Raw genomic sequence first — 18,713 nt, 5'->3', positions numbered from 1 at the left:
GACCAAAGGGCGAAGAGGGCGCGTACACGGGGTCATTGGGGCGTTTCGGGCCGGGATGAACGGCCCGCGCCGACCCCGCCGGCCGTCCCGACCGAACGAATGACGAAACCGAGACGAATGGTGTGTCATAACTGCCCGGCACCCGGTGAGTCGCGTCCGAATACCTGATAGACAGAAGATTCGCGGCGCGACCAGCCGCACGTACTGACGGCCGCCTCGGGGGGATCGCCGCACTGTGAAGCCGCTTCACCGTCATGTAGTCAACACCTCACGCAAGGTCCTGTGCACGGCCGCGCTCGCGGCCAGCCTGACCACCGCCGCGGTCGTGACCAACCCGTCGACCGCCGGCGCGGGGGAATCCGAACCGACACCGGACAGTCCCCAGGCCGCCGACCGCGGCGACGCCCGGTTGGACCTGCCCGAAGACCTCGCGAACCCGCAGCCGCCCGCCACCGCGGGCACCCCCGAGGGCGCGAGCGGCATACCGGGAACGGCCCTCGACGCCTACAAGCGCGCCGAGGTGGCCGTGGCCGCCGCGCTCCCCAACTGCAAGCTGCCCTGGCAGTTGGTGGCGGGCATAGGCCGGGTCGAGTCCGTGCACGCCTCCGGCTACGGGCTCAAGCCCGACGGGTCCACCGACCGTCCGATCCGCGGCCCCCGCCTGGACGGCAACGGCTACGCCCAGATCAAGGACACCGACAAGGGCCAGTGGGACGCGGACACCGAGTACGACCGCGCGATCGGCCCGATGCAGTTCATCCCCTCGACCTGGAAGACCTACGGCGCCGACGGCAACGGCGACGGCCGACGCGACCCCAACAACATCTACGACGCGGCGCTGGGCACCGGCCTCTACCTGTGCGCGGGCGACAAGGACCTCTCGAACCCGGCCAAGCTCGACGCCGCGCTCCTCAGCTACAACAGCTCCCGCGAGTACGTGAACACCGTCCTCGGCTACATGCGCCAGTACCAGGAAGGCGGCGTCGCCGGGGTCCCGAACCCGCCCGTCGGCACCTACCCGACACCGCCCCCCACGGGCACCCTGCCCGTCCCGCGGACGCCGGTCATCAGGACCCCGGCCACCAGGCCGCCGACGGGCGGCATCCCGCAGAAGCCGCCGACGAAGCCCACCACCCCGCCCACCAAGCCGACGACTCCGCCGACCAAGCCGCCCACCAAGCCGAAGCCGCCGGTCGTGCGCCTCGCGAAGCTGTCGCTGATCGGCGAGGCGGAACTGAAGGCCGAGGTCGGGAGCACCTTCACCCCGACCCCGAAGGTCAAGGCGCTGCTCGCCGACGGCAAGCCGGCCGTCGGACAGCAGGTCGTGTTCGCCGTGGAACAGGACGACACCACGGGCGGCACCGTATTCCGGGCCGCCAAGAAGAACTCCGTGGTCGTCACCACCGACGCCCAGGGCATCGCGACCGTCCCCGAGCTGACGGCCGGTCCGAAGCCGGGCACGTTTTCCTTCCGGGCCACGGCGTACGACCTGACGAGCCAGTTCACGGTCATGCTGAAGGGCACCGTCCTGGCGAAGCCCGCGGCGGACCTGCTGGTGCGCGTGGACAGCGGCGCCGACAAGCCGCTCCAGGTCGTCACCGGTACCAGCTTCAAGGGCGTGGAGCTGCTGGCCACCGCCAAGGGCAAGCCGATCGCCGGCACCAAGGCCGTCGCGGGCCTGGTCGTGAAGGACAAGGCCACCGGCGCGTGGGTCCCGGTGGACCCGGCGACCGCCAAGGTCCCGTACTTCAAGGGCAAGGACGGCGAGAAGCTGACCACCCTGGACCTGGCCGCGACGGGCGCCGACGGCAGGATCGCCCTGCCGGAGCTGTTCACCGACGGCGTGGCCCCGGGCACCTACCAGCTGCGCGTCCTCACCCCGGAGAAGGTCGAACTGGTCCTGAAGCTCCAGGTCGACGCCGCTCCGACGGTGCCGCCCACGACGCCGACGACTCCCACGAACCCGACGCCGACGAACCCGACGCCCACGATCCCGACGACGGCCAGGCCGTAACGGCGGTTGCCGGCCCGCCCGCTCCCGAACAACGCCCTGCCCCGGTCACCGTTCGACGGTGACCGGGGCAGCGGCATTCCCTCACACCGGAGAGCGGCGGGGAAAAGGCAGGAGCCCCGCCACCTCCGCTCGCACGGAGGAGGCAGGGCTCCTTGGGTACTGCTTTAATCCAACCGCGATCCGGTCGGCCAGGCGACTAGGCCGGGATGACGTTCTCCGCCTGCGGGCCCTTCGGACCCTGCGTGACGTCGAAGGTGACCTGCTGGTTCTCCTCGAGGGAGCGGAAGCCAGAGGCGTTGATCGCGGAGTAGTGGACGAAGACATCCGGGCCGCCGCCGTCCTGGGCGATGAAGCCGAAGCCCTTTTCAGCGTTGAACCACTTCACGGTTCCGGTAGCCATGAGCCCTCCTATGGGCCAAAGGGTCGCCCTGCTCCAGAACCTGCTAAGAAGTCTGAAAACTACAAAAGCCTGCGGGTCACATTCTCCGCAGGCCTCGTACTGCAAGGGAAACCAAACTGCAACTTGCGTCGAGCCTAGCATGCACCCTGCGGCCGAGACCAGAGGGAAAGATCACGTCACCCGGACGTTTGAGACCCGCCCGATCGCTGACGCGGAGCCGGGGGCTAGTCTCGCGATGTGGACGTCTATCGCAGCCGGCCCCGCGTCGGCCACATCCAGTTCCTGAACTGCCTGCCCCTCTACTGGGGGCTGGCCAGAACCGGCACGCTGCTGGACCTGGAGCTGACCAAGGACACCCCCGAGAAACTCAGTGAACGGCTCGTCCGGGGCGACCTGGACATCGCTCCGATCACCCTCGTCGAGTTCCTCCGCAACGCCGACCAACTCGTCGCCTTCCCCGACCTCGCGGTCGGCTGCGACGGCCCGGTGATGTCCTGCGTGATCGTCTCCCAGGTCCCGCTCGACCGGTTGGACGGAGCCCGCGTGGCTCTCGGATCGACCTCCCGGACGTCCGTACGGCTGGCCCAACTGCTGCTCGCCGAGCAGTACGGAGTACGGCCCGACTACTACACCTGCCCCCCTGACCTGGGGGTGATGATGCAGGAGGCCGACGCGGCGGTCCTGATCGGGGACGCCGCGCTGCGCGCCTCCCTGCACGACGCGCCCCGGCTCGGCCTCGCCGTGCACGACCTGGGGCTGATGTGGAAGGAGTGGACCGGACTGCCGTTCGTCTTCGCCGTCTGGGCCGCCCGCAAGGACTACCTCGAACGCGAGCCCGTCGTCGTGCGCAAGGTCCACGAGGCCTTCCTCGCCTCCCGGGACGTCTCCCTGGAGGAGGTCACCAAGGTCGCCGAGCAGGCCGCCCGCTGGGAGGCGTTCGACGCCGAACTGTTGGAGCGCTACTTCACGACGCTCGACTTCCGCTTCGGTCCGGATCAACTCGCCGGCGTCCGGGAATTCGCGCGCCGTACGGGATCGGCGTCGGGGTACGCGGCCGATGTCGCGGTGGAGCTCCTGAAGGTGGCCGTACCGGAGCATTGACGCGCCTTATGCCTCCGGCGCGAGTTCCGCATCCCGGAAAGGGGAATGTTTCGTTCACCGGGAATTCGTTCCCCTTTCGCATTTCCGTCCGCCGGTGGAACGCCCCACGGAACGGCCCACGGAACGCCCCAAGGAACGGCCCAAGGAACGCTCCACGGAACGGCCGGCGGAACGGCCGGCGGAACAAAGGGGCCGAGACCGGGTGCGCCGGTGCATTCGGCGGGATCGAACCACCGGTCCTCGCCGTGGTGCGGTAGTACTCCGGACACGATGGAAGCTCCCCGGCCGGCGGTCGACACCCCTAAGGTGCTGGTAGACCGTCAGCGAGCCACGAACCTCGGGGAGGGGACGCGATGCAGCCGCTCGAAGCGGGCGAACCGCGGACCATCGGCGCCTACCGGCTGCTCGGACGGCTCGGCGCGGGCGGCATGGGTCGGGTCTACCTGGGGCGCAGCGCGGGCGGCCGGACCGTCGCCGTGAAGATCGTCCACCCCCACTTCGCCTCCGACGAGGAGTTCCGCGCCCGCTTCCGCCGCGAGGTCGCCGCCGCGCGTCGGGTGGGAGGCGAGTGGACCGCGCCGGTCCTGGACGCGGACCCGGAGGCCCCGGTGCCGTGGGTGGCCACCGGCTACGTCGCGGGCCCGTCGCTGGACCGGGCCGTCGCGGGCCACGGGCCGCTGCCCGAGCATTCGGTACGGGCCGTCGGGGAGGGGCTGGCCCGGGCGTTGGTGGCGGTGCACGGGCTGGGGCTCGTCCACCGGGACGTGAAGCCGTCGAACGTGATGCTCACCCTCGCGGGCGGTCCGACGGGCGGGCCGCGCCTGATCGACTTCGGGATCGCCCGGGCCTCGGACGGCGCCGCCGCGCTGACCGTCACCGGCGCCTCCGTCGGTTCCCCCGGCTACATGTCGCCGGAACAGATCCTCGGCAACCCCGTGACCGGGGCGGCGGACGTGTTCTCGCTGGGCGCGGTCCTGGTCTTCGCCGCGACCGGCCGGGCCCCCTTCAGCGGGGACAACTCCGCGACGCTCCTCTACAAGGTGGTCCACGAACCGCCGGAACTCGGCGCGATCGGCCCCGGACCACTGAGGGACCTGATCGCGGCCTGTCTGGCGAAGTCACCGGCCGCCCGGCCCGCGCCGGCGGTGATCGCGGCCGCGCTGGACGGCGCCCTGGGCGTGTCGGGCTGGTTGCCGACCCCGCTGGTCGAGGAGGCCAACCGGGCCGCGGTGGCCCTGCTGGACCTGGACGAGGCGCTGCCGGAGTACCCCTCGGGCCCGGTGCCGTTCACCTCCTCCGCTTCCTACGGGGAGCAGCGGGTCGCCGCCGGGGGCATGGGCGCGCCGGACGGCTTCCCCGGCGGCACCACCCCGTACGGGCGGTCGTACGGCGAGGGGCCCGACGCGGGCGGGGCGGGGTACGGCGCCGGTGTGCCCGGGCCGCGCACCGCGTCCGACGCCGACGGGCGGCGGGTCTCCGTGCGCGCGGCCGGCCGGCGGTTCAGTTGCACCGTGGTCCTCGCCGCGGCGGCCGTGTTGGCGGTGCTGTCGGGCGGGCTGTACGGACTGGACCTGCTGCCCTGGCAGTCCGGCGAGAAGAGGGGTCTGGTGGCCGGCCCGCCGCCCTCCTCCCCGCGTACCGCCGATTCGGCCCCCGCGACGGGGCCCACCGCGGGCACGGGCGGCCCGACCCCGACCCCGTCCCCGGCGGCCCGGGACACCGTGCCGCAGGCGCTGGCCGGCACCTGGAAGGGCACGGTCACCACGGCCCGGCTGGGCGTGTCCAGCGAGTTCGAGATCACCATCAGCGGCGGCCGGATCGGGCAGGTCGTCGCCCGGGACAAGTCGGTCCTGCCCGTCCTCGGCACCGATTGCAGCGGGAACTGGAAGCTCGCCGCCGCCACCGACCGTTCGCTGGTCCTGGACACCACGGACGGCCCCAACCCGGCGCCCGGCGTGTGTTCCGACGGCTCCGCCGACGAACGCTTCACCCTGAACGCGAACGGCACCCTGCACTACCGGTCCGGGGACGCGGCGGCGGGCAACCCCGAGGGGGATCTGACCCGCCGGGGTTGACCCGCGCACCCCTGAACGGAGCCGAGGAGCGCCGGCGTACGCTGGATCGGTCCGGACCCTTGACACACCGCCGAAAGGTGACGCACCGGTGACCGACCAGGCCGCTCTCCAGTCTGTCCTCGACCGAGCCGCCGCAGGGGGCCGGATCACCCAGGACGAAGCGCTCGACCTCTACCGGCACGCCCCGCTGCACGCGCTCGGCCAGGCCGCCGACGCCGCGCGCCGGCTGCGCTACGCGGGTACGGAGCACATCGCGACGTACATCATCGAGCGCAACATCAACTACACCAACGTGTGCGTCACGGCGTGCAAGTTCTGCGCGTTCTACGCCGCCCCGAAGGACACCAAGAAGGGCTGGTCCCGCGGCCTCGACGACATCCTGCGCCGCTGCGCGGAGACCGTGGAGCTCGGTGGCACGCAGATCATGTTCCAGGGCGGGCACCACCCGGACTACGGCGTCGAGTACTACGAGGAGCACTTCTCCGCCATCAAGAAGGCGTACCCGCAGTTGGTCATCCACTCCCTCGGCGCGTCCGAGGTCGAGCACATGGCCCGCATCTCGGGCGTCTCGGCGGAGGAGGCCATCCAGCGCATCCACGCGGCCGGCCTCGACTCCTTCGCGGGCGCCGGCGCCGAACTGCTGCCGGCCCGGCCGCGCAAGGCCATCGCCCCGCTCAAGGAGTCCGGCGAGCGCTGGCTGGAGATCATGGAGATCGCCCACAAGCTGGGTGTCGAGTCCACCTCCACCATGCTGATGGGCACGGGCGAGACCAACGCCGAGCGCATCGAGCACATCGCGATGATCCGCGACACGCAGGACCGCACCGGCGGCTTCCGCGCCTTCATCCCGTACACGTACCAGCCCGAGAACAACCACCTCAAGGGCCGGACCCAGGCGACGATCTTCGAGTACCTGCGCATGATCGCCATCGCGCGGCTCTTCCTCGACAACATCGCCCACATCCAGGGCTCCTGGCTGACGGTCGGCAAGGAAGCGGGCCAACTGTCCCTGCACTACGGCGCGGACGACCTCGGCTCGATCATGCTGGAGGAGAACGTGGTCTCCTCGGCCGGTGCCAAGCACCGCTCGAACCGCATGGAGATCATCGAGCTGATCCGCAAGGCGGGCCGCACGCCGGCGCAGCGCGCGACGACGTACGAGCACCTCGTCGTGCACGAGGACCCGGCGAACGACCCGGTCGACGACCGCGTCGTCTCGCACATCTCCTCCACCGCCATCGAGGGCGGCACCGCGCACCCCGAGCTGAAGCTCATCTCCTCGAACTGACGCCGCCGAACCCATGCTGACGCTGCACACCGCCGAGCTCCTCGTCGCCGGGCCGGGTTCGACCCCGCTCCCCGGCGGCGCGGTGCTCGTCGAGGGCGACCGGATCGCCGGGGTGGGCCCGTACGAGGAGCTGGCCGCGGCGCATCCGCACGCCCGGGTCCGGCGCTGGCCCGGGGTGCTGACCCCGGGGCTGCTGGTGCGCGGGGCGGACGAGCTGTTGGAGCGCACGTACTACCCGGACGATCCGTACGAGGTCGCCGAACTCGGCGCCGACCCGATCGGCGGGCCGGCGCTGGCCGCGCTCACGATGACCGAGTCCCGGTGGGGCAACAGCGCCCGGCGCGGGACGCAGAGACTCCTGGCGCGCGGGGTGGTGGCGGTGACCGGCCGGTTCACGATCCCGTCGGTGCGGACGGCGGTGGTGCGGTCGGGTCTGGCGGTCCTGCCGCTGGCGGCGCGCTCCCAAGGGTCGCGGGGGGCGGGGCGGGAAGCCTCCCTGGACCCGTTCGCCGGGCTGGACGCGGCCGAACAGGCCTTCCACGGAGCCCTGGAGCCCGACGCCCCGGCCCGATTCGCGGTCTTCGCGGCGGCCGACCCGGGGGAACTGCTCACCCTGGGCGCGACGAGCTGTGTGGCCACGGTCATCGGGGGACGGCTGCTGCACCGCCGTCGCTGACGTCCCCGTGCACGTCGTCCCCGCGCGCTTCGTCGTCGGGCGCGTCGTCCCCGTACGCGTCGTCCCTGTGCACGTCGATGTCGGGCACGTCGTCGTCGGGCCGGCCGCCCTCGCGGGCGAGGGCGGCCAGCAGGCAGACCTGGAGGCGGCTCACCCCGCCGAGCTTGTTCCGGATGTTCAGCACGTGGAACTTGACGGTGCTGACGGACAGTTGCAGCGTCGCGGCCAGCTCCGCGTTCGAGGCGCCGGTCGCCAGCCACAGGAACACCGCCGACTCCTGGTCGGTGAGCTGGACCCGCGCCTGCGCCTGCGGGTCGCGGGCGGGGAACCACGACGGGACGCTGAAGCTGACGCTGCGCACGGTTTCCACCCCTTGCCCCCCGGCCGACGCGCTCGGCCCCCTGCCTAAGGGACGTTCGGGCCGGCCAGGTAGGTTCCGGCGGCGTCGAACGGCCAGGCGTTGGCCTTGCAGCCGAGCAGTCCCTTGATCTGTTGCATCATCGCCGGTGCCTGCTTGCCGGGGCCGGGGCAGGTCTCGTGCTCGCGACCGATTTCGTGGCCCACCTCGTGGTTGACGATCAGGGCCCGGTACTCCTCGACGGGACCGTCGAACTGCGGTGATCCCTCCTGCCAGCGCTTGAGGTTCACGACGACGGTGTGACCGGCGCGACAGTTGGTCTCGCCGATCAGCTCGGGGGTGACGACCTCGCACAGCCGGTCGGTGGTGGTGGGGGTGGCGATCTTCACGGTGAAGTCCACCGGTTGGCCGGGGCCGACGAGCCGGAACCCGTACGCGGGATCACGGGTCCAGCCGCGCGGGTCCCCGAGGATCGTCTCGACGGACCTGGCAGCGGCCTCCGGGTCGACCCCGCTGCCCTGCTCGACCTCGACCCGCCAGCGCCGCGCGCGCCCCTTGCCCTGCGGCGTGCCGGAGGCGGTGGACGCGGCGAAGACCCCGGGCCCGGTGGTCGGAACGGACGGGGACGGCTTCACCGGGGGCGAGGCCTTCGGCGTGCCCTTGGCCTCGGGCTTCGGCGAGTCCGCCGGGGAGGAGGCCGGCGGCTTGGCCCGCCCGCCGTCCGGGGCCGGCTCGGAGCCGCCGTCGGGCGTGGGTCCGCCCCCTTCGGCCTCCCGGGAGGGGGCGGCCGCGGCCGGTCGGTCGTCCGCGACCGCGGCGGTGCCGTCCTGCGGGCGCAGGGTGTAGGCGGTCACACAGGCGACCGCGATTGCCGCGGAGCCGATGAGGGTACGGTGCAGTCGTCGCCGCCGTTCGGCGGCCCGGCGCAGGGCGCGCACGTCGCCGCGGGAACGTCTGGTCGGATGGCCTTCCGGCATGCAGGAGCTTTCTGTTCGCGTGGTCCACGTCACCGAGCGGGCATGTGTCGAGCGGGCATTTCATGCGCTTGGTCGACGAGCGTGGCTTTTGTTCGACTCGTTTCGAGTCACACGCGCACCAGTCAAAGCCGATCCGGTCATCCCGCGTAACTGTCCTTCGGGTCAGTTGTGCCCCCGGCGGGTGGCACCGGGGCCGCCTGCGAGAATGGCAGCCAGACCCGCACCGCACCGCATCGCACCCGAGGGGCCCACGCCAGTGACCAGCGCTTCCCTGGACAAGCAGCCGCACGAAGTCGCCTCCATGTTCGACGGGCTGGCGGCGAACTACGACCTCGTCAACGACGTGCTCTCCCTCGGTCAGGCCCGCCTGTGGCGCAAGGAGGTCGCCAAGGCCGTCGGCGCCCGCCCCGGACACGCGATCCTCGACCTGGCCGCCGGAACCGCGACCTCCTCGCTGCCCTTCGCCGCGACCGGCGCGTACGTCGTCCCCTGCGACTTCTCGCTCGGCATGCTCCAGGAGGGCAAGAAGCGGCACCCCTGGCTGCCGCTGACCGCGGGCGACGCGACGAAGCTGCCGTTCAAGGACGACACCTTCGACACCGTGACGATCTCCTTCGGGCTGCGCAACGTCCAGGACACCGACACGGCCCTGCGCGAGCTGTACCGAGTCACGAAGCCCGGCGGCCAGGTCGTGATCTGCGAGTTCTCGCAGCCCACCTGGGCGCCGTTCCGGACGGTCTACACCGAGTACCTGATGCGAGCCCTCCCGCCGGTGGCCCGCGCCATGTCACCCAACCCCGACGCGTACGTGTACCTCGCCGAGTCCATCCGCGCCTGGCCCGACCAGCCGGAACTCGCCGCGCTCCTGCAGAAGGCCGGCTGGTCCAAGGTCGCGTGGCGCAACCTCAGCGGCGGCATCGTGGCCCTGCACCGCGGCGTCAAGGCGTAGGACGCGATGCCCGCCGCGCCCGTCGACGACGCGCCCCCGGGCGCCGCGCCCTCCGGCCCCGCCTTCCTCGGCCCGGAACCCTCCGAGACCGTGCGCTTCGACTACCAGGGACTGCTGGAGCGGATCGCGGCCGACATCGCGCCGGTGATCGGCCGCGGCACCCCGGCCGAGTACATCCCGGCGCTGGCGTCCGTGGACCCGGCACAGTTCGGGATGGCCGTCGTCGACCTCGAAGGCAACGCGTACGGGGTGGGGGACTGGCAGGTCCCCTTCTCCACCCAGTCCATCACCAAGGTCTTCGCGCTCGCCCTGGCCCTCGCGGAGGGCGGCGACAGCCTGTGGGAACGGGTCGGCCGCGAACCCTCCGGCAACCCGTTCAACTCGCTCGTGCAACTGGAGTACGAGAACGGCATCCCCCGCAACCCGTTCATCAACGCGGGCGCCCTCGTCGTCACCGATCGCCTCCAGACCCTGACGGGCGACGCGAGCAGCGAACTCCTGCAGTTCCTGCGGGAGGAGAGCGAGAACCCGGCCATAGGGTTCGACGCCGAGGTGGCCGCCTCCGAGCAGGCGCACGGCGACCGCAACGCCGCCGTCGCCCACTTCATGGCCTCCTACGGCAACATCGACAACCCCGTACCGGCCCTGCTGGAGCACTACTTCTGGCAGTGCTCCATCGAGATGACCTGCGCCGACCTGGCCCGCGCCGGACGCGTACTGGCCCGCCACGGGCTGCGCGCCGACGGCACCCGCCTGCTGACGCGCAGCGAGGCCAAGCAGATCAACGCGGTGATGCTGACCTGCGGCACCTACGACGCGGCAGGCGAGTTCGCCTACCGCGTCGGCCTGCCCGGCAAGAGCGGGGTGGGCGGCGGGATCGTCGCCGTCGTCCCCGGCCGGTGCTCGATCGCGGTGTGGAGCCCCGGGCTCGACGCCCAGGGGAACTCCGTCGCGGGTGTGGCGGCCCTCGACCGCTTCACGACGCTGACCGGCCTGTCGGTCTTCTGACCGGCGGATCCGGGGCGGCGGTCTACAGCGAGAGCGCGTAGCGGAGGGCCGGGTTCCCGTCCGGCAGCGTGGACTCCTCCTCCAGGTCCATCCCGAGCCGCTCCGCGACCGCCACCGAACGCACGTTCCGGGCGTCGATCAAGGCCACCACGCGCGTCACGCCGGCCGCCCGTACCCGCTCCAGCGTGGCCAGCGCGGACGCGTACGCGTACCCCCGGCCCCAGGCGGAGCGCGCCAGCCGCCAGCCGATCTCGATCTCCCCGACCGGCCCCCACTCCTTCTCGGCGGGCCACGGCTGCGCACCGGTGAAACCGATCACGGCGCCGTCCTCGTCCAGCAGGGTCCACAGGCAGTGGCCGAGCCGGGCGTCGTGCAACCGCTGGCGGGCCGTGAACTCCTCGTACTTGGACAGCTCGGCGGGACCGCCGAGGTACTTCATCACCTCCGCGTCGGCGAAGACCTGGTGCCAGGCACGGGCGTCCTCGTCGATGGGCACGCGCAACTGCACGGTGGGAAGCGGCCGGGCGGGCGAGGTGGTCATCGGAGGCACCCTTCGGATCGTGATCTCTCTCGCTGCATAGACTGCACGTGTCCGGTGCCGTTGGGCACCCTTTATCGAGCCTTCGGGAGACCCCGCAGTGACCGAGCCCCTCTCCGAACACTCCGCGGACGTGATCGTCGTCGGGGCCGGGCCCGCCGGCTCGACCACCGCGTACTACCTCGCCAAGGCCGGATTGGACGTCCTGCTCCTGGAGAAGACCTCCTTCCCCCGCGAGAAGGTCTGCGGCGACGGCCTCACGCCGCGCGCCACCAAGCAACTGGTCGCCATGGGCATCGACGTCTCCGAGGAGGCCGGCTGGCTCCGCAACAAGGGCCTGCGGATCATCGGCGGCGGACAGCGGCTCCAACTGGACTGGCCGGAACTCGCCTCCTTCCCGGACTACGGACTCGTCCGCAAGCGCGACGACTTCGACGAGACCCTGGCCCGCCAGGCCCAGAAGGCGGGCGCCCGCCTCTACGAGCGCTGCAACGTCGGCGAGCCCGTCCGCGACCCGCGCACCGGCCACATCACCGGCGTACAGGCGAAGCTCGGCGAGGAGAAGACCCCCGTCACCTTCAGCGCCCCGCTGGTCGTCGCGGCCGACGGCAACTCCTCCCGGATCTCCCTCGCGATGGGCCTGCACCGGCGCGAGGACCGCCCGATGGGCGTCGCCGTCCGTACGTACTTCACCTCGCCCCGTCACGACGACGACTACCTGGAGTCCTGGCTGGAGCTGTGGGACCGGCGCGGCGCGCAGGACCGGCTGCTGCCCGGCTACGGCTGGATCTTCGGCATGGGCGACGGCACGTCCAACGTCGGCCTCGGCATCCTCAACTCCTCCTCCGCCTTCAAGGAGCTGGACTGGCGCGAGGTCCTCAAGGCCTGGTGCGCGTCCATGCCGGAGGACTGGGGCTACACCCCCGAGAACATGACGCAGCCGATCCGCGGCGCGGCCCTGCCGATGGCCTTCAACCGCCAGCCCCACTACACCAAGGGCCTGCTGCTCGTCGGCGACGCCGGCGGTCTCGTCAACCCGTTCAACGGCGAGGGCATCGCCTACGCGATGGAGTCCGGCCAGATCGCCGCCGAGGTCATCGTCCAGGCACACGCCCGCGCCACCCCGGCCCAGCGCGAACTGGCCCTGCACAACTACCCGAAGGTCCTCAAGGAGACCTACGGCGGCTACTACACGCTGGGCCGCGCCTTCGTGAAGCTGATCGGCAACCCGAAGGTGATGAAGATCGCCGCGCAGCGGGGCCTGACCCACCCGGTGCTGATGCGCTTCACGCTCAAGATGCTGGCCAACCTGACCGACCCCACGGGCGGCGACGCGATGGACCGCGTCATCAACGGCCTCTCGAAGGTGGCCCCGAAGGCCTGATCGTTCAAGGCCGGGTCGCTCGGCGGGTAGTCGAGCGGCCCGGCTCGTGACGTGTGGCCGTCACACGTTGACGATCTTCACCTTCGGTGAGCCGGGAAGCTCCTCGGCGGCCTTGCACAGCGCGGGAATGTGTGACTTGTCGGAGGTGACGAGGAGGACCGGGGGAGCGCAGAGTGCGGCCGTGGCCACCACGAGCGCGTCCACGAGGCATTCGTGCCCGTCGAGGCCCGAGGCGTCCAGCAACTTCGCTGCTGCGTCGGTCACCGCGTCGTTGACCGGTTTCACGTCGAACCGGGACAGCAAGAACTGGAGTCGTTTGGCGGCTTCTCCCGTTCGGCGCACCTCCAAGGGCGTCAGGGCGGACAGCGCGACGCGCCGGCCACTCAGCTGAGCGACCTCGATGCGCGCACGCATCCTCTCGTCACCGTCGACGTGCAGTGAAAGCCCTTGGGCGTCGAGGACGAGCGTGCCCTCGCTCTTCGCCTTGATCTTGAGGCGCTTGCTTACCACTCCTGCTCCGCCTGTCGCCGCGCTTCGGCGGAGACGGGGCCGAACGCCTTGCGGTCCGCGGTCACGACCTCGCGGAGCTTCTGCGCGGCGAGCCATTCCTCCAGAGCTTCGGCCACAACGGAGGAGAACCCGCTCTTGCCGGCGCGTTCCTCGACTTCCTTGATCAATGACTGGGCGAGCGACACGGATCTCTTGCCGGCCCGCTCGACGGCCTGGGGTGCCACGTGACTGCTCATGACTAAAACGTAACACCACCGGTAGGAAATTTCTCGTCCGATGGTTACCTCGGTGGAACCAAGGTGGCCCCGAAGGCCTGATCGCGGCAGGCCCCGGCCCGTCCGTCCGCCCCTCTGTCCGAACGGTCAGTCGGCGGGCGGGCGGGTGGGGGTGTGCGCCGGGCGGGACGGTCCGTCGGGGGAGACGCCGCTGCGGGCCGTGGTGTTCCGGTCCGGGTGTCCGTCCGCGCATCCGTCCTCGTACGGAGCGCCGTGCACGGTCCGTACGCAGCGGGCCAACAGCACCACCCCGCACACCAGCAATGCCACCGAGGCCGTCCAGCCGAGCCCGAGGGTGACGGGGTGCCCCGGCTTCGCCCAGGGGCGGGCGGTGGTCAGCAACCAGCCGCCGACAGCGAGCAGGGCCAGACCCGCGGCGGCGGGCAACGCGGTGGGGTCCCCGGTGCCGCGGTCGGTGACCTCGGCGTTCTCGGCGGGCCGTCGGGTGAGCACGGGACCACCACCTCCAGGGTCGTTGACGCTCGGGCGAGCGCCCCGACTATCTTCGCAGGGCCTCGGCCGGTTCGATACGGGCCGCCCGCCAGGCCGGGTAGAGCCCGGCCGACAAGCCGGTGAGGAGCCCGGTGAGCGGGGCGGCGGCGACGGTGGCGGGATGGATCACCGGAGTCCAGTCGCGGGCCAGCGAGACGGCGACCACCGTCAGTTCGCCCAACGACGTGCCGACCAGCCCGCCCAGCGTGCCCAGCGTCGCGGACTCGGTGAGGAACTGGGCCGCTATGTGCCGCCCCCGGGCGCCCAGCGCACGGCGCAGCCCGATCTCCGACGTCCGCTCCAGCACCGCGACGAGGGTGGTGTTGGCGATGCCGACCGCGCCGATGACCAGACAGATCCCGGCGAGCAGCAGGAAGAGGGCGCTCAGGTCGGAGGTGACGCCGGACCGCAGCAGCCGGGGATCCGGGGGCGGTACGGCCTTCAGGTACTCGGGGTGGTCGGGCCGCAGCGCGAGCGGGGCGAGCTCCGCGGCCTGCCGGGCGGCGCCCAGCTCGGTGTCGAGGAGCATGGTGGCGCCGCCGGGCTCGGGCGGCCCCCACAGCTCCCGGGCGGTGGCCCGGGGCACGAGGACGGAGAGCAGGTTCTCCGGTTTGCGTTCCACGTCGGCGATGACGCCCGCCACGGTGAACGGCTCCTCGCCGATGTAGAGCGCGGGGCGGGTGGTCAGGGTGGTGATGCCGAGGCGTTCGGCGACCCCGCCGCCGATGAGCACGACGCGCTGCCGGCTCCGTTCGGCGAACTCGTCGTAGAGCCGGCCCTCCCGGAGGGTGGGCACCAGGGCGGCGACGGCCCCCGGGGAAGCGGCGACGACCGTGGTGCCGGTGGTGGTGCCGGTGGGTGTGCCGGTGGTGGTGGCGCCGCCGGCGGGCAGGACGCCGATCGTCGTGCTCGGATCGAGCCGTACCGTCCACAGCGTTCCGGCGTTGCGGATGCCCGCGACGTCGCGCAGCCGCTCCTCCGCGTCGGCGGGGAAACCGGAGCCGGCGAACTCGTTGACCTGGGGGGCGACGTCCTCGATGGTCACCTCGGTGGCGGTGAGGACGTTGAACCGGCCGTCGATCTGCGAGGAGATGGTGGCGGTCAGGCCGAGGACGGCCACGAAACTGCCGACGCCGAGCACGGTTCCCAGCGCGGTGAGGACCGCCCGCCCGGGACGGCGCAGCATGCCGGCGAGCGCCTCGGACAGGGCGTCGCGGGCGGCCAGCCCGGTCGGCTCGACCCGCGCACGGTCACCGGTGGCGATGGCGGCGCCGTCGTCTCCGCCCGGGCCGGCGTCTCCGCCCGGGCCGGCGTTCGTGCCCGTGCCGTCGCCCGTGCCCGGGCCGGCGTCTCCGCCCGGGCCCCCGTTTGTGCCTGCGCCCGTGCCCGCGCCCGTGCCGTCGCCCGTGCCCGGGTTCGTGCCACCGTCTGTGCCTGCGCCCGTTCCCGTGCCCCCGTTCGTGCCCGCGCCCGGGCCGCCGTTCGCGCCCCCCGTACCGTCGTCCCTGGTCACGGGGTCACCCGCTCGCGCAGCCGGCCGTCGCGGACGGTGACGGTCCGACGGCCGCGTGCCGCGACCTCGGCGTCGTGGGTGATCACCATGACGGTCATCCCCGCCGCGTGCAGCTCGTCCAACAGCGCCAACACGGAGGCGGCGTTGGCGGAGTCGAGGTTGCCGGTGGGCTCGTCGCACAGCAGCAGCGAGGGCCGTCCGACGAGCGCCCGGGCGATGGCCACGCGCTGGCGCTCGCCACCGGAGAGCCGACCGGGGACGGCCGCCGCCCGGTGGCCGAGGCCGACCTGGTCGAGCGCGGCGCGGGCCCGGGTGAGGCGCTGCGCGCGCGGGACGGAGGTGTAGAGCATGGCGAGGGAGACGTTCTCCAGGGCGCTGCGGTGGGGCAGCAGGTGGAAGGACTGGAACACGAATCCGATGCGGCGGCCGCGCAGGGCGGTACGGGCGTGGTCGGGCAGCCGCCCGGTGTCGATCCCGTCGAGGAGGTAGTGGCCGGAGGTGGGGGAGTCCAGGAGTCCCGCCACGTTGAGGAAGGTGGACTTTCCCGAGCCGGAGGGGCCGACGATGGTGACGAACTCGCCGCGGCGCACCGTCAGGTCGCAGGACTTGAGGGCCTCGACGGGCGGCGGCCCCGGGTAGGTGAGGGCGACCGCGCGGAACTCGATGACGGGGGCGTCGGGGCGGTCGGCGAAGTCGGGGGCGCCCGGGACGGGATCGTCCGGGGCGCCGCCGGACCGTCGGCGGGTGCGCGGGAACCTCACTCGGCCGGCCTCCGCGGCGACCCGGTGCCCTTCGGGTCCCGGCCGCCCTGCCCGTCCCGGCCGCCGCCCTGCCCGCCCTGGCCGTCCCCGCCGTCCTTGGGGGCGACTCCGATGACGACCTTGGCGCCGGCGGTGAGGGCGCCGGCCCGTACCGGGGTCACCGCCACATGGCCGTCGCCGCTGGTGCCCACCCGGACCTCGATGCGTCGCGGCGTTCCGTCGCCACCCACGGCGGTGACGATCGTGCCCCCGTCCGCGGTGGCGGAGACCGCGGTGACGGGAACCACGAGGGCCTGCCCGTCGGTCGAGGCGGACTCGATGGTCAGCCGTACGTCCTGACCGGCCAGGGCGGGGGGCAGCGGCCGGTCGGCGCGCACGACCATGCGGAAGCCGAGATCGCCGCCGCCCTTGCCCGTGGCGTCGCCCTGCCCGCCCTGCCCGCCTTGCCCGGGCTGCTGCCCACCCGCCGGGCGGCCGGTCGAGCGCTCGCCGGCGACCAGCGCGACCTTGCCCCGGGCATCGAGTCCCGTGGCCTCGGAGGCGATCACCACGCTCATGCCGGCGCGCAGGAGCTGCTTCTTGTCGTCCTTCAGGTACGTCTCGACGACGAGTTCCCCGGAGGACAGGGTGAGCACCGGACCGGAGACGGGGCCGCCGACCCGGCCGGCGATCCCGCTGACGCGGGCGGGGAAGGAACCGAGGACCACCGTCTCGGAGGCGGGGAGCATCGGCCCGTCGGCGGCCTCGACCGATGCCAGCTCGGCGCGGGCGTCGGCGAGGGACTGCCGGGCACGGGCGAGGACCCGACCGGAGTCGCCCTCGCCACCGCCGGTCTTGCCGCTTGTCCTGCCGCTCGTCTTGCCGTCACCGGTCGTCTCGCCGTCGCCGGTGCCGGACGTGGGGGTGACAGAGGGGCTGCCGGTGCCCGGCGTGCCGGAACGTCCCCCGGCCTCGGTCCCGGTCCCAGCTCCGGTCGCCGCCGTCGCGTCCTCGACGGCCCACTGCGCCGTCCGTACGGCCTGCCGCGCGGCCTTGACCGCCTGGCCGCCGTCCGTCACGGCGGGCAGCGGGTCGTATCCGATGGCCCGGTAGCGGGCGGTGAGCGCGGCTTTCGTACCGGCTCCGAACACGCCCTTCGCGTCGGCGCCGGTCCCGTGCCCGAGCGCGCGCAGCGCCTGCTGGAGCTGGGCGACGTCGTCGCCGGTGGCACCCGGCCTGAGGTCGCGGTAGACGGGCAGGGTCCCCTTCAGGGCGAACACCGGACGCCCGGAGACCTCCGCCAACAGTTGCCCGGCGGCGACCGCGTCCCCCGCCTTGAGCGGCAGCTGCGTGACGACGGCCGCTCCCGCGCCCTCGCCGGCGCGCGGCTGGGGGACCACGTCGACGCTCTGGTCGGCCACGACGGTCCCGCGCGTCACCACGGTCCGCGCGAGTACCCGCCGTTCGACCTCGGCGGTCAACAACCCCTGTGCGGGCGGCCCGGTCTCCGCCGCGACCTGCGCGGGCGATTTCACCAGCACGGTGGCCAACAGTCCGCCGACGGCCACGAGCGCGGCTCCGGCGACGACGCCGAGGACCACCCGGCGCCCCCGACCGAGCGCCCCGGAGTCGGGTGCCCCGGAGTCGGGTACCTCCGGCGCGGCATCGGCCGTGCCTGCCGGCCCGTCCCCGTCCGGTCCGTCCCCGTCGGGGTCCCGTCCGTCCCCGTCCCGTCCGTCCCCGTCCCGGTCCCGCGCGTCCCCGTCCGGCCCCACCACCTCCCCGCCCGGTTTCCCCGGGTCCCCGTCCGGCTGCACCCCGTCCCCGTCCGGGTCCACCGCGACGTCCCCCGGTTCGTTCACCCGCCGAGCACGCCGTTGCCACCGGAGCCCTTGTCGGGGCGGCACTTGCGGGTCGCCTCGACGTGTTTCGTCCGCAGTTCGGCCGTCTGCTCCGGGGTCACGGCCCGAGGGTCGTACGTACCCGTCGCCGGGTCGGGGTCCGGGTACCAGGAGACGCCCTCGGCCCGCAGGCACCTGGCCTCCTCGCGGGCGGCGGCCAGCACCTCGGGGTCGACCTTCGTGACGGGCGTCTGTTTCGGGGCCTTGCTCTCGCAGGCCTTCTCGGCGGCGGCGAGGTTGTCGTGCGGCTTGTCCTTGTCCACCCGGGGTGTGCCGGAGTCGAGGACGACGATCGGCACGCCGTGTTCCTCGAGGCAGTCGTAGTAGGCGACCTCCTCCCGGCTGGGCGGCGGGCTGTCGCTCGCGGAGGGTTCCTTCCCGCCGGAGCACGCACCGAGCGCGAGAGCCAGGGCGAGGACGGTGACCGGCACGTACTTGCGCATATGGCGCTTCCCTCGGGGTGCGGGCGTGGATGAGGGCGCCGCAGAGCGATATCACGTGCGAACGCAATTCG

Annotated in this window: 19 protein-coding genes; 8 read left to right on the top strand and 11 right to left on the bottom strand. The window is 72.6% G+C overall.

Annotated features, from left to right (window positions below):
• Positions 1-235 precede the first annotated feature (235 nt).
• The gene (locus ACFYW3_RS12850; RefSeq protein ID WP_389386225.1) at positions 236-2,014 is read left to right on the top strand and encodes a lytic murein transglycosylase; all 1,779 of its coding nucleotides are present in this window, start codon (positions 236-238) and stop codon (positions 2,012-2,014) included.
• Between the two features lie 196 nt (positions 2,015-2,210).
• On the opposite strand, the gene ACFYW3_RS12845 is transcribed toward ACFYW3_RS12850, so the two are convergent.
• Positions 2,211-2,414 carry a cold-shock protein gene (locus tag ACFYW3_RS12845; RefSeq protein WP_015610594.1) on the bottom strand — a complete coding sequence of 68 codons (204 nt, stop codon included), beginning with the start codon at positions 2,412-2,414 and terminating at the stop codon, positions 2,211-2,213.
• 237 nt (positions 2,415-2,651) lie between these two features.
• On the opposite strand from ACFYW3_RS12845, the gene ACFYW3_RS12840 reads away from it, so the two are divergent.
• From ACFYW3_RS12840 to ACFYW3_RS12825, 4 genes are all read left to right on the top strand, one after another.
• Complete coding sequence (locus tag ACFYW3_RS12840) at positions 2,652-3,515, top strand: menaquinone biosynthetic enzyme MqnA/MqnD family protein (RefSeq protein ID WP_389386224.1); 864 nt, start codon at positions 2,652-2,654, stop codon at positions 3,513-3,515.
• Positions 3,516-3,868: 353 nt separating this feature from the next.
• Complete coding sequence (locus tag ACFYW3_RS12835; protein ID WP_389386223.1) at positions 3,869-5,590, top strand: serine/threonine-protein kinase; 1,722 nt, start codon at positions 3,869-3,871, stop codon at positions 5,588-5,590.
• Positions 5,591-5,678: 88 nt separating this feature from the next.
• Entirely contained in the window at positions 5,679-6,878 is a 1,200-nt protein-coding gene (gene mqnC, locus ACFYW3_RS12830) for a cyclic dehypoxanthinyl futalosine synthase (protein WP_351752154.1), read from the top strand.
• A gap of 13 nt (positions 6,879-6,891) precedes the next feature.
• Positions 6,892-7,554 (top strand): hypothetical protein, encoded by a 663-nt coding sequence (locus ACFYW3_RS12825; protein ID WP_389386222.1) that lies wholly within the window; start codon positions 6,892-6,894, stop codon positions 7,552-7,554.
• Here ACFYW3_RS12825 and ACFYW3_RS12820 read toward each other — a convergent pair.
• The gene (locus ACFYW3_RS12820; protein ID WP_389386221.1) at positions 7,520-7,915 is read right to left on the bottom strand and encodes a helix-turn-helix transcriptional regulator; all 396 of its coding nucleotides are present in this window, start codon (positions 7,913-7,915) and stop codon (positions 7,520-7,522) included. The two genes, ACFYW3_RS12825 and ACFYW3_RS12820, sit on opposite strands and share 35 nt — an antisense overlap.
• A gap of 44 nt (positions 7,916-7,959) precedes the next feature.
• On the bottom strand, positions 7,960-8,889 hold the full coding sequence (locus ACFYW3_RS12815; RefSeq protein WP_389386220.1) for a DUF3152 domain-containing protein: 930 nt from the start codon (positions 8,887-8,889) through the stop codon (positions 7,960-7,962).
• Positions 8,890-9,145: 256 nt separating this feature from the next.
• Between ACFYW3_RS12815 and ACFYW3_RS12810 the strand changes: the two genes are divergently transcribed.
• Positions 9,146-9,838, top strand: a complete 693-nt coding sequence (locus tag ACFYW3_RS12810; protein ID WP_351752148.1) for a demethylmenaquinone methyltransferase — start codon at positions 9,146-9,148, stop codon at positions 9,836-9,838.
• 6 nt (positions 9,839-9,844) lie between these two features.
• On the top strand, positions 9,845-10,846 hold the full coding sequence (locus ACFYW3_RS12805; RefSeq protein ID WP_389386219.1) for a glutaminase: 1,002 nt from the start codon (positions 9,845-9,847) through the stop codon (positions 10,844-10,846).
• A 22-nt stretch (positions 10,847-10,868) separates the two neighbouring features.
• Here the strand turns inward: ACFYW3_RS12805 and ACFYW3_RS12800 are convergent, their stop codons facing one another.
• Positions 10,869-11,387: a GNAT family N-acetyltransferase gene (locus ACFYW3_RS12800; RefSeq protein ID WP_351752146.1), complete on the bottom strand. Its 519-nt coding sequence runs from the start codon at positions 11,385-11,387 to the stop codon at positions 10,869-10,871.
• A gap of 97 nt (positions 11,388-11,484) precedes the next feature.
• Between ACFYW3_RS12800 and ACFYW3_RS12795 the strand changes: the two genes are divergently transcribed.
• Entirely contained in the window at positions 11,485-12,768 is a 1,284-nt protein-coding gene (locus ACFYW3_RS12795; RefSeq protein WP_053678931.1) for a geranylgeranyl reductase family protein, read from the top strand.
• A gap of 60 nt (positions 12,769-12,828) precedes the next feature.
• On the opposite strand, the gene ACFYW3_RS12790 is transcribed toward ACFYW3_RS12795, so the two are convergent.
• From ACFYW3_RS12790 to ACFYW3_RS12760, 7 genes are all read right to left on the bottom strand, one after another.
• Complete coding sequence (locus ACFYW3_RS12790; protein ID WP_351752145.1) at positions 12,829-13,278, bottom strand: DNA-binding protein; 450 nt, start codon at positions 13,276-13,278, stop codon at positions 12,829-12,831.
• Positions 13,272-13,514: a hypothetical protein gene (locus ACFYW3_RS12785; RefSeq protein ID WP_147420012.1), complete on the bottom strand. Its 243-nt coding sequence runs from the start codon at positions 13,512-13,514 to the stop codon at positions 13,272-13,274. Before ACFYW3_RS12785 ends, ACFYW3_RS12790 begins: the two co-directional genes overlap by 7 nt.
• A gap of 126 nt (positions 13,515-13,640) precedes the next feature.
• Positions 13,641-14,006, bottom strand: coding sequence for a hypothetical protein (locus ACFYW3_RS12780; protein WP_389386218.1), 366 nt, complete (start codon positions 14,004-14,006; stop codon positions 13,641-13,643).
• A 46-nt stretch (positions 14,007-14,052) separates the two neighbouring features.
• The gene (locus ACFYW3_RS12775; protein ID WP_389386275.1) at positions 14,053-15,309 is read right to left on the bottom strand and encodes an ABC transporter permease; all 1,257 of its coding nucleotides are present in this window, start codon (positions 15,307-15,309) and stop codon (positions 14,053-14,055) included.
• Between the two features lie 245 nt (positions 15,310-15,554).
• Positions 15,555-16,319, bottom strand: a complete 765-nt coding sequence (locus ACFYW3_RS12770) for an ABC transporter ATP-binding protein (protein WP_389386217.1) — start codon at positions 16,317-16,319, stop codon at positions 15,555-15,557.
• On the bottom strand, positions 16,316-18,160 hold the full coding sequence (locus ACFYW3_RS12765; RefSeq protein ID WP_389386216.1) for a peptidoglycan-binding protein: 1,845 nt from the start codon (positions 18,158-18,160) through the stop codon (positions 16,316-16,318). Before ACFYW3_RS12765 ends, ACFYW3_RS12770 begins: the two co-directional genes overlap by 4 nt.
• Complete coding sequence (locus ACFYW3_RS12760) at positions 18,157-18,642, bottom strand: hypothetical protein (RefSeq protein WP_351752141.1); 486 nt, start codon at positions 18,640-18,642, stop codon at positions 18,157-18,159. The genes ACFYW3_RS12765 and ACFYW3_RS12760 overlap by 4 nt, the downstream gene beginning before the upstream one ends.
• Positions 18,643-18,713: the final 71 nt, after the last annotated feature.

The organism is Streptomyces sp. NPDC002602 (assembly GCF_042889445.1).
GTDB lineage: Bacteria > Actinomycetota > Actinomycetes > Streptomycetales > Streptomycetaceae > Streptomyces.
This window is presented reverse-complemented; position numbering and strand designations above follow the sequence as displayed.

Coding starts and splice junctions, on each gene's coding strand:
- ACFYW3_RS12845 (WP_015610594.1), bottom strand. CDS start 2,414: ATGGCTACCGGAACCGTGAAGTGGTTCAACGCTGAAAAGGGCTTCGGC.
- ACFYW3_RS12835 (WP_389386223.1), top strand. CDS start 3,869: ATGCAGCCGCTCGAAGCGGGCGAACCGCGGACCATCGGCGCCTACCGG.
- ACFYW3_RS12825 (WP_389386222.1), top strand. CDS start 6,892: ATGCTGACGCTGCACACCGCCGAGCTCCTCGTCGCCGGGCCGGGTTCG.
- ACFYW3_RS12815 (WP_389386220.1), bottom strand. CDS start 8,889: ATGCCGGAAGGCCATCCGACCAGACGTTCCCGCGGCGACGTGCGCGCC.
- ACFYW3_RS12805 (WP_389386219.1), top strand. CDS start 9,845: ATGCCCGCCGCGCCCGTCGACGACGCGCCCCCGGGCGCCGCGCCCTCC.
- ACFYW3_RS12800 (WP_351752146.1), bottom strand. CDS start 11,387: ATGACCACCTCGCCCGCCCGGCCGCTTCCCACCGTGCAGTTGCGCGTG.
- ACFYW3_RS12785 (WP_147420012.1), bottom strand. CDS start 13,514: ATGAGCAGTCACGTGGCACCCCAGGCCGTCGAGCGGGCCGGCAAGAGA.
- ACFYW3_RS12760 (WP_351752141.1), bottom strand. CDS start 18,642: ATGCGCAAGTACGTGCCGGTCACCGTCCTCGCCCTGGCTCTCGCGCTC.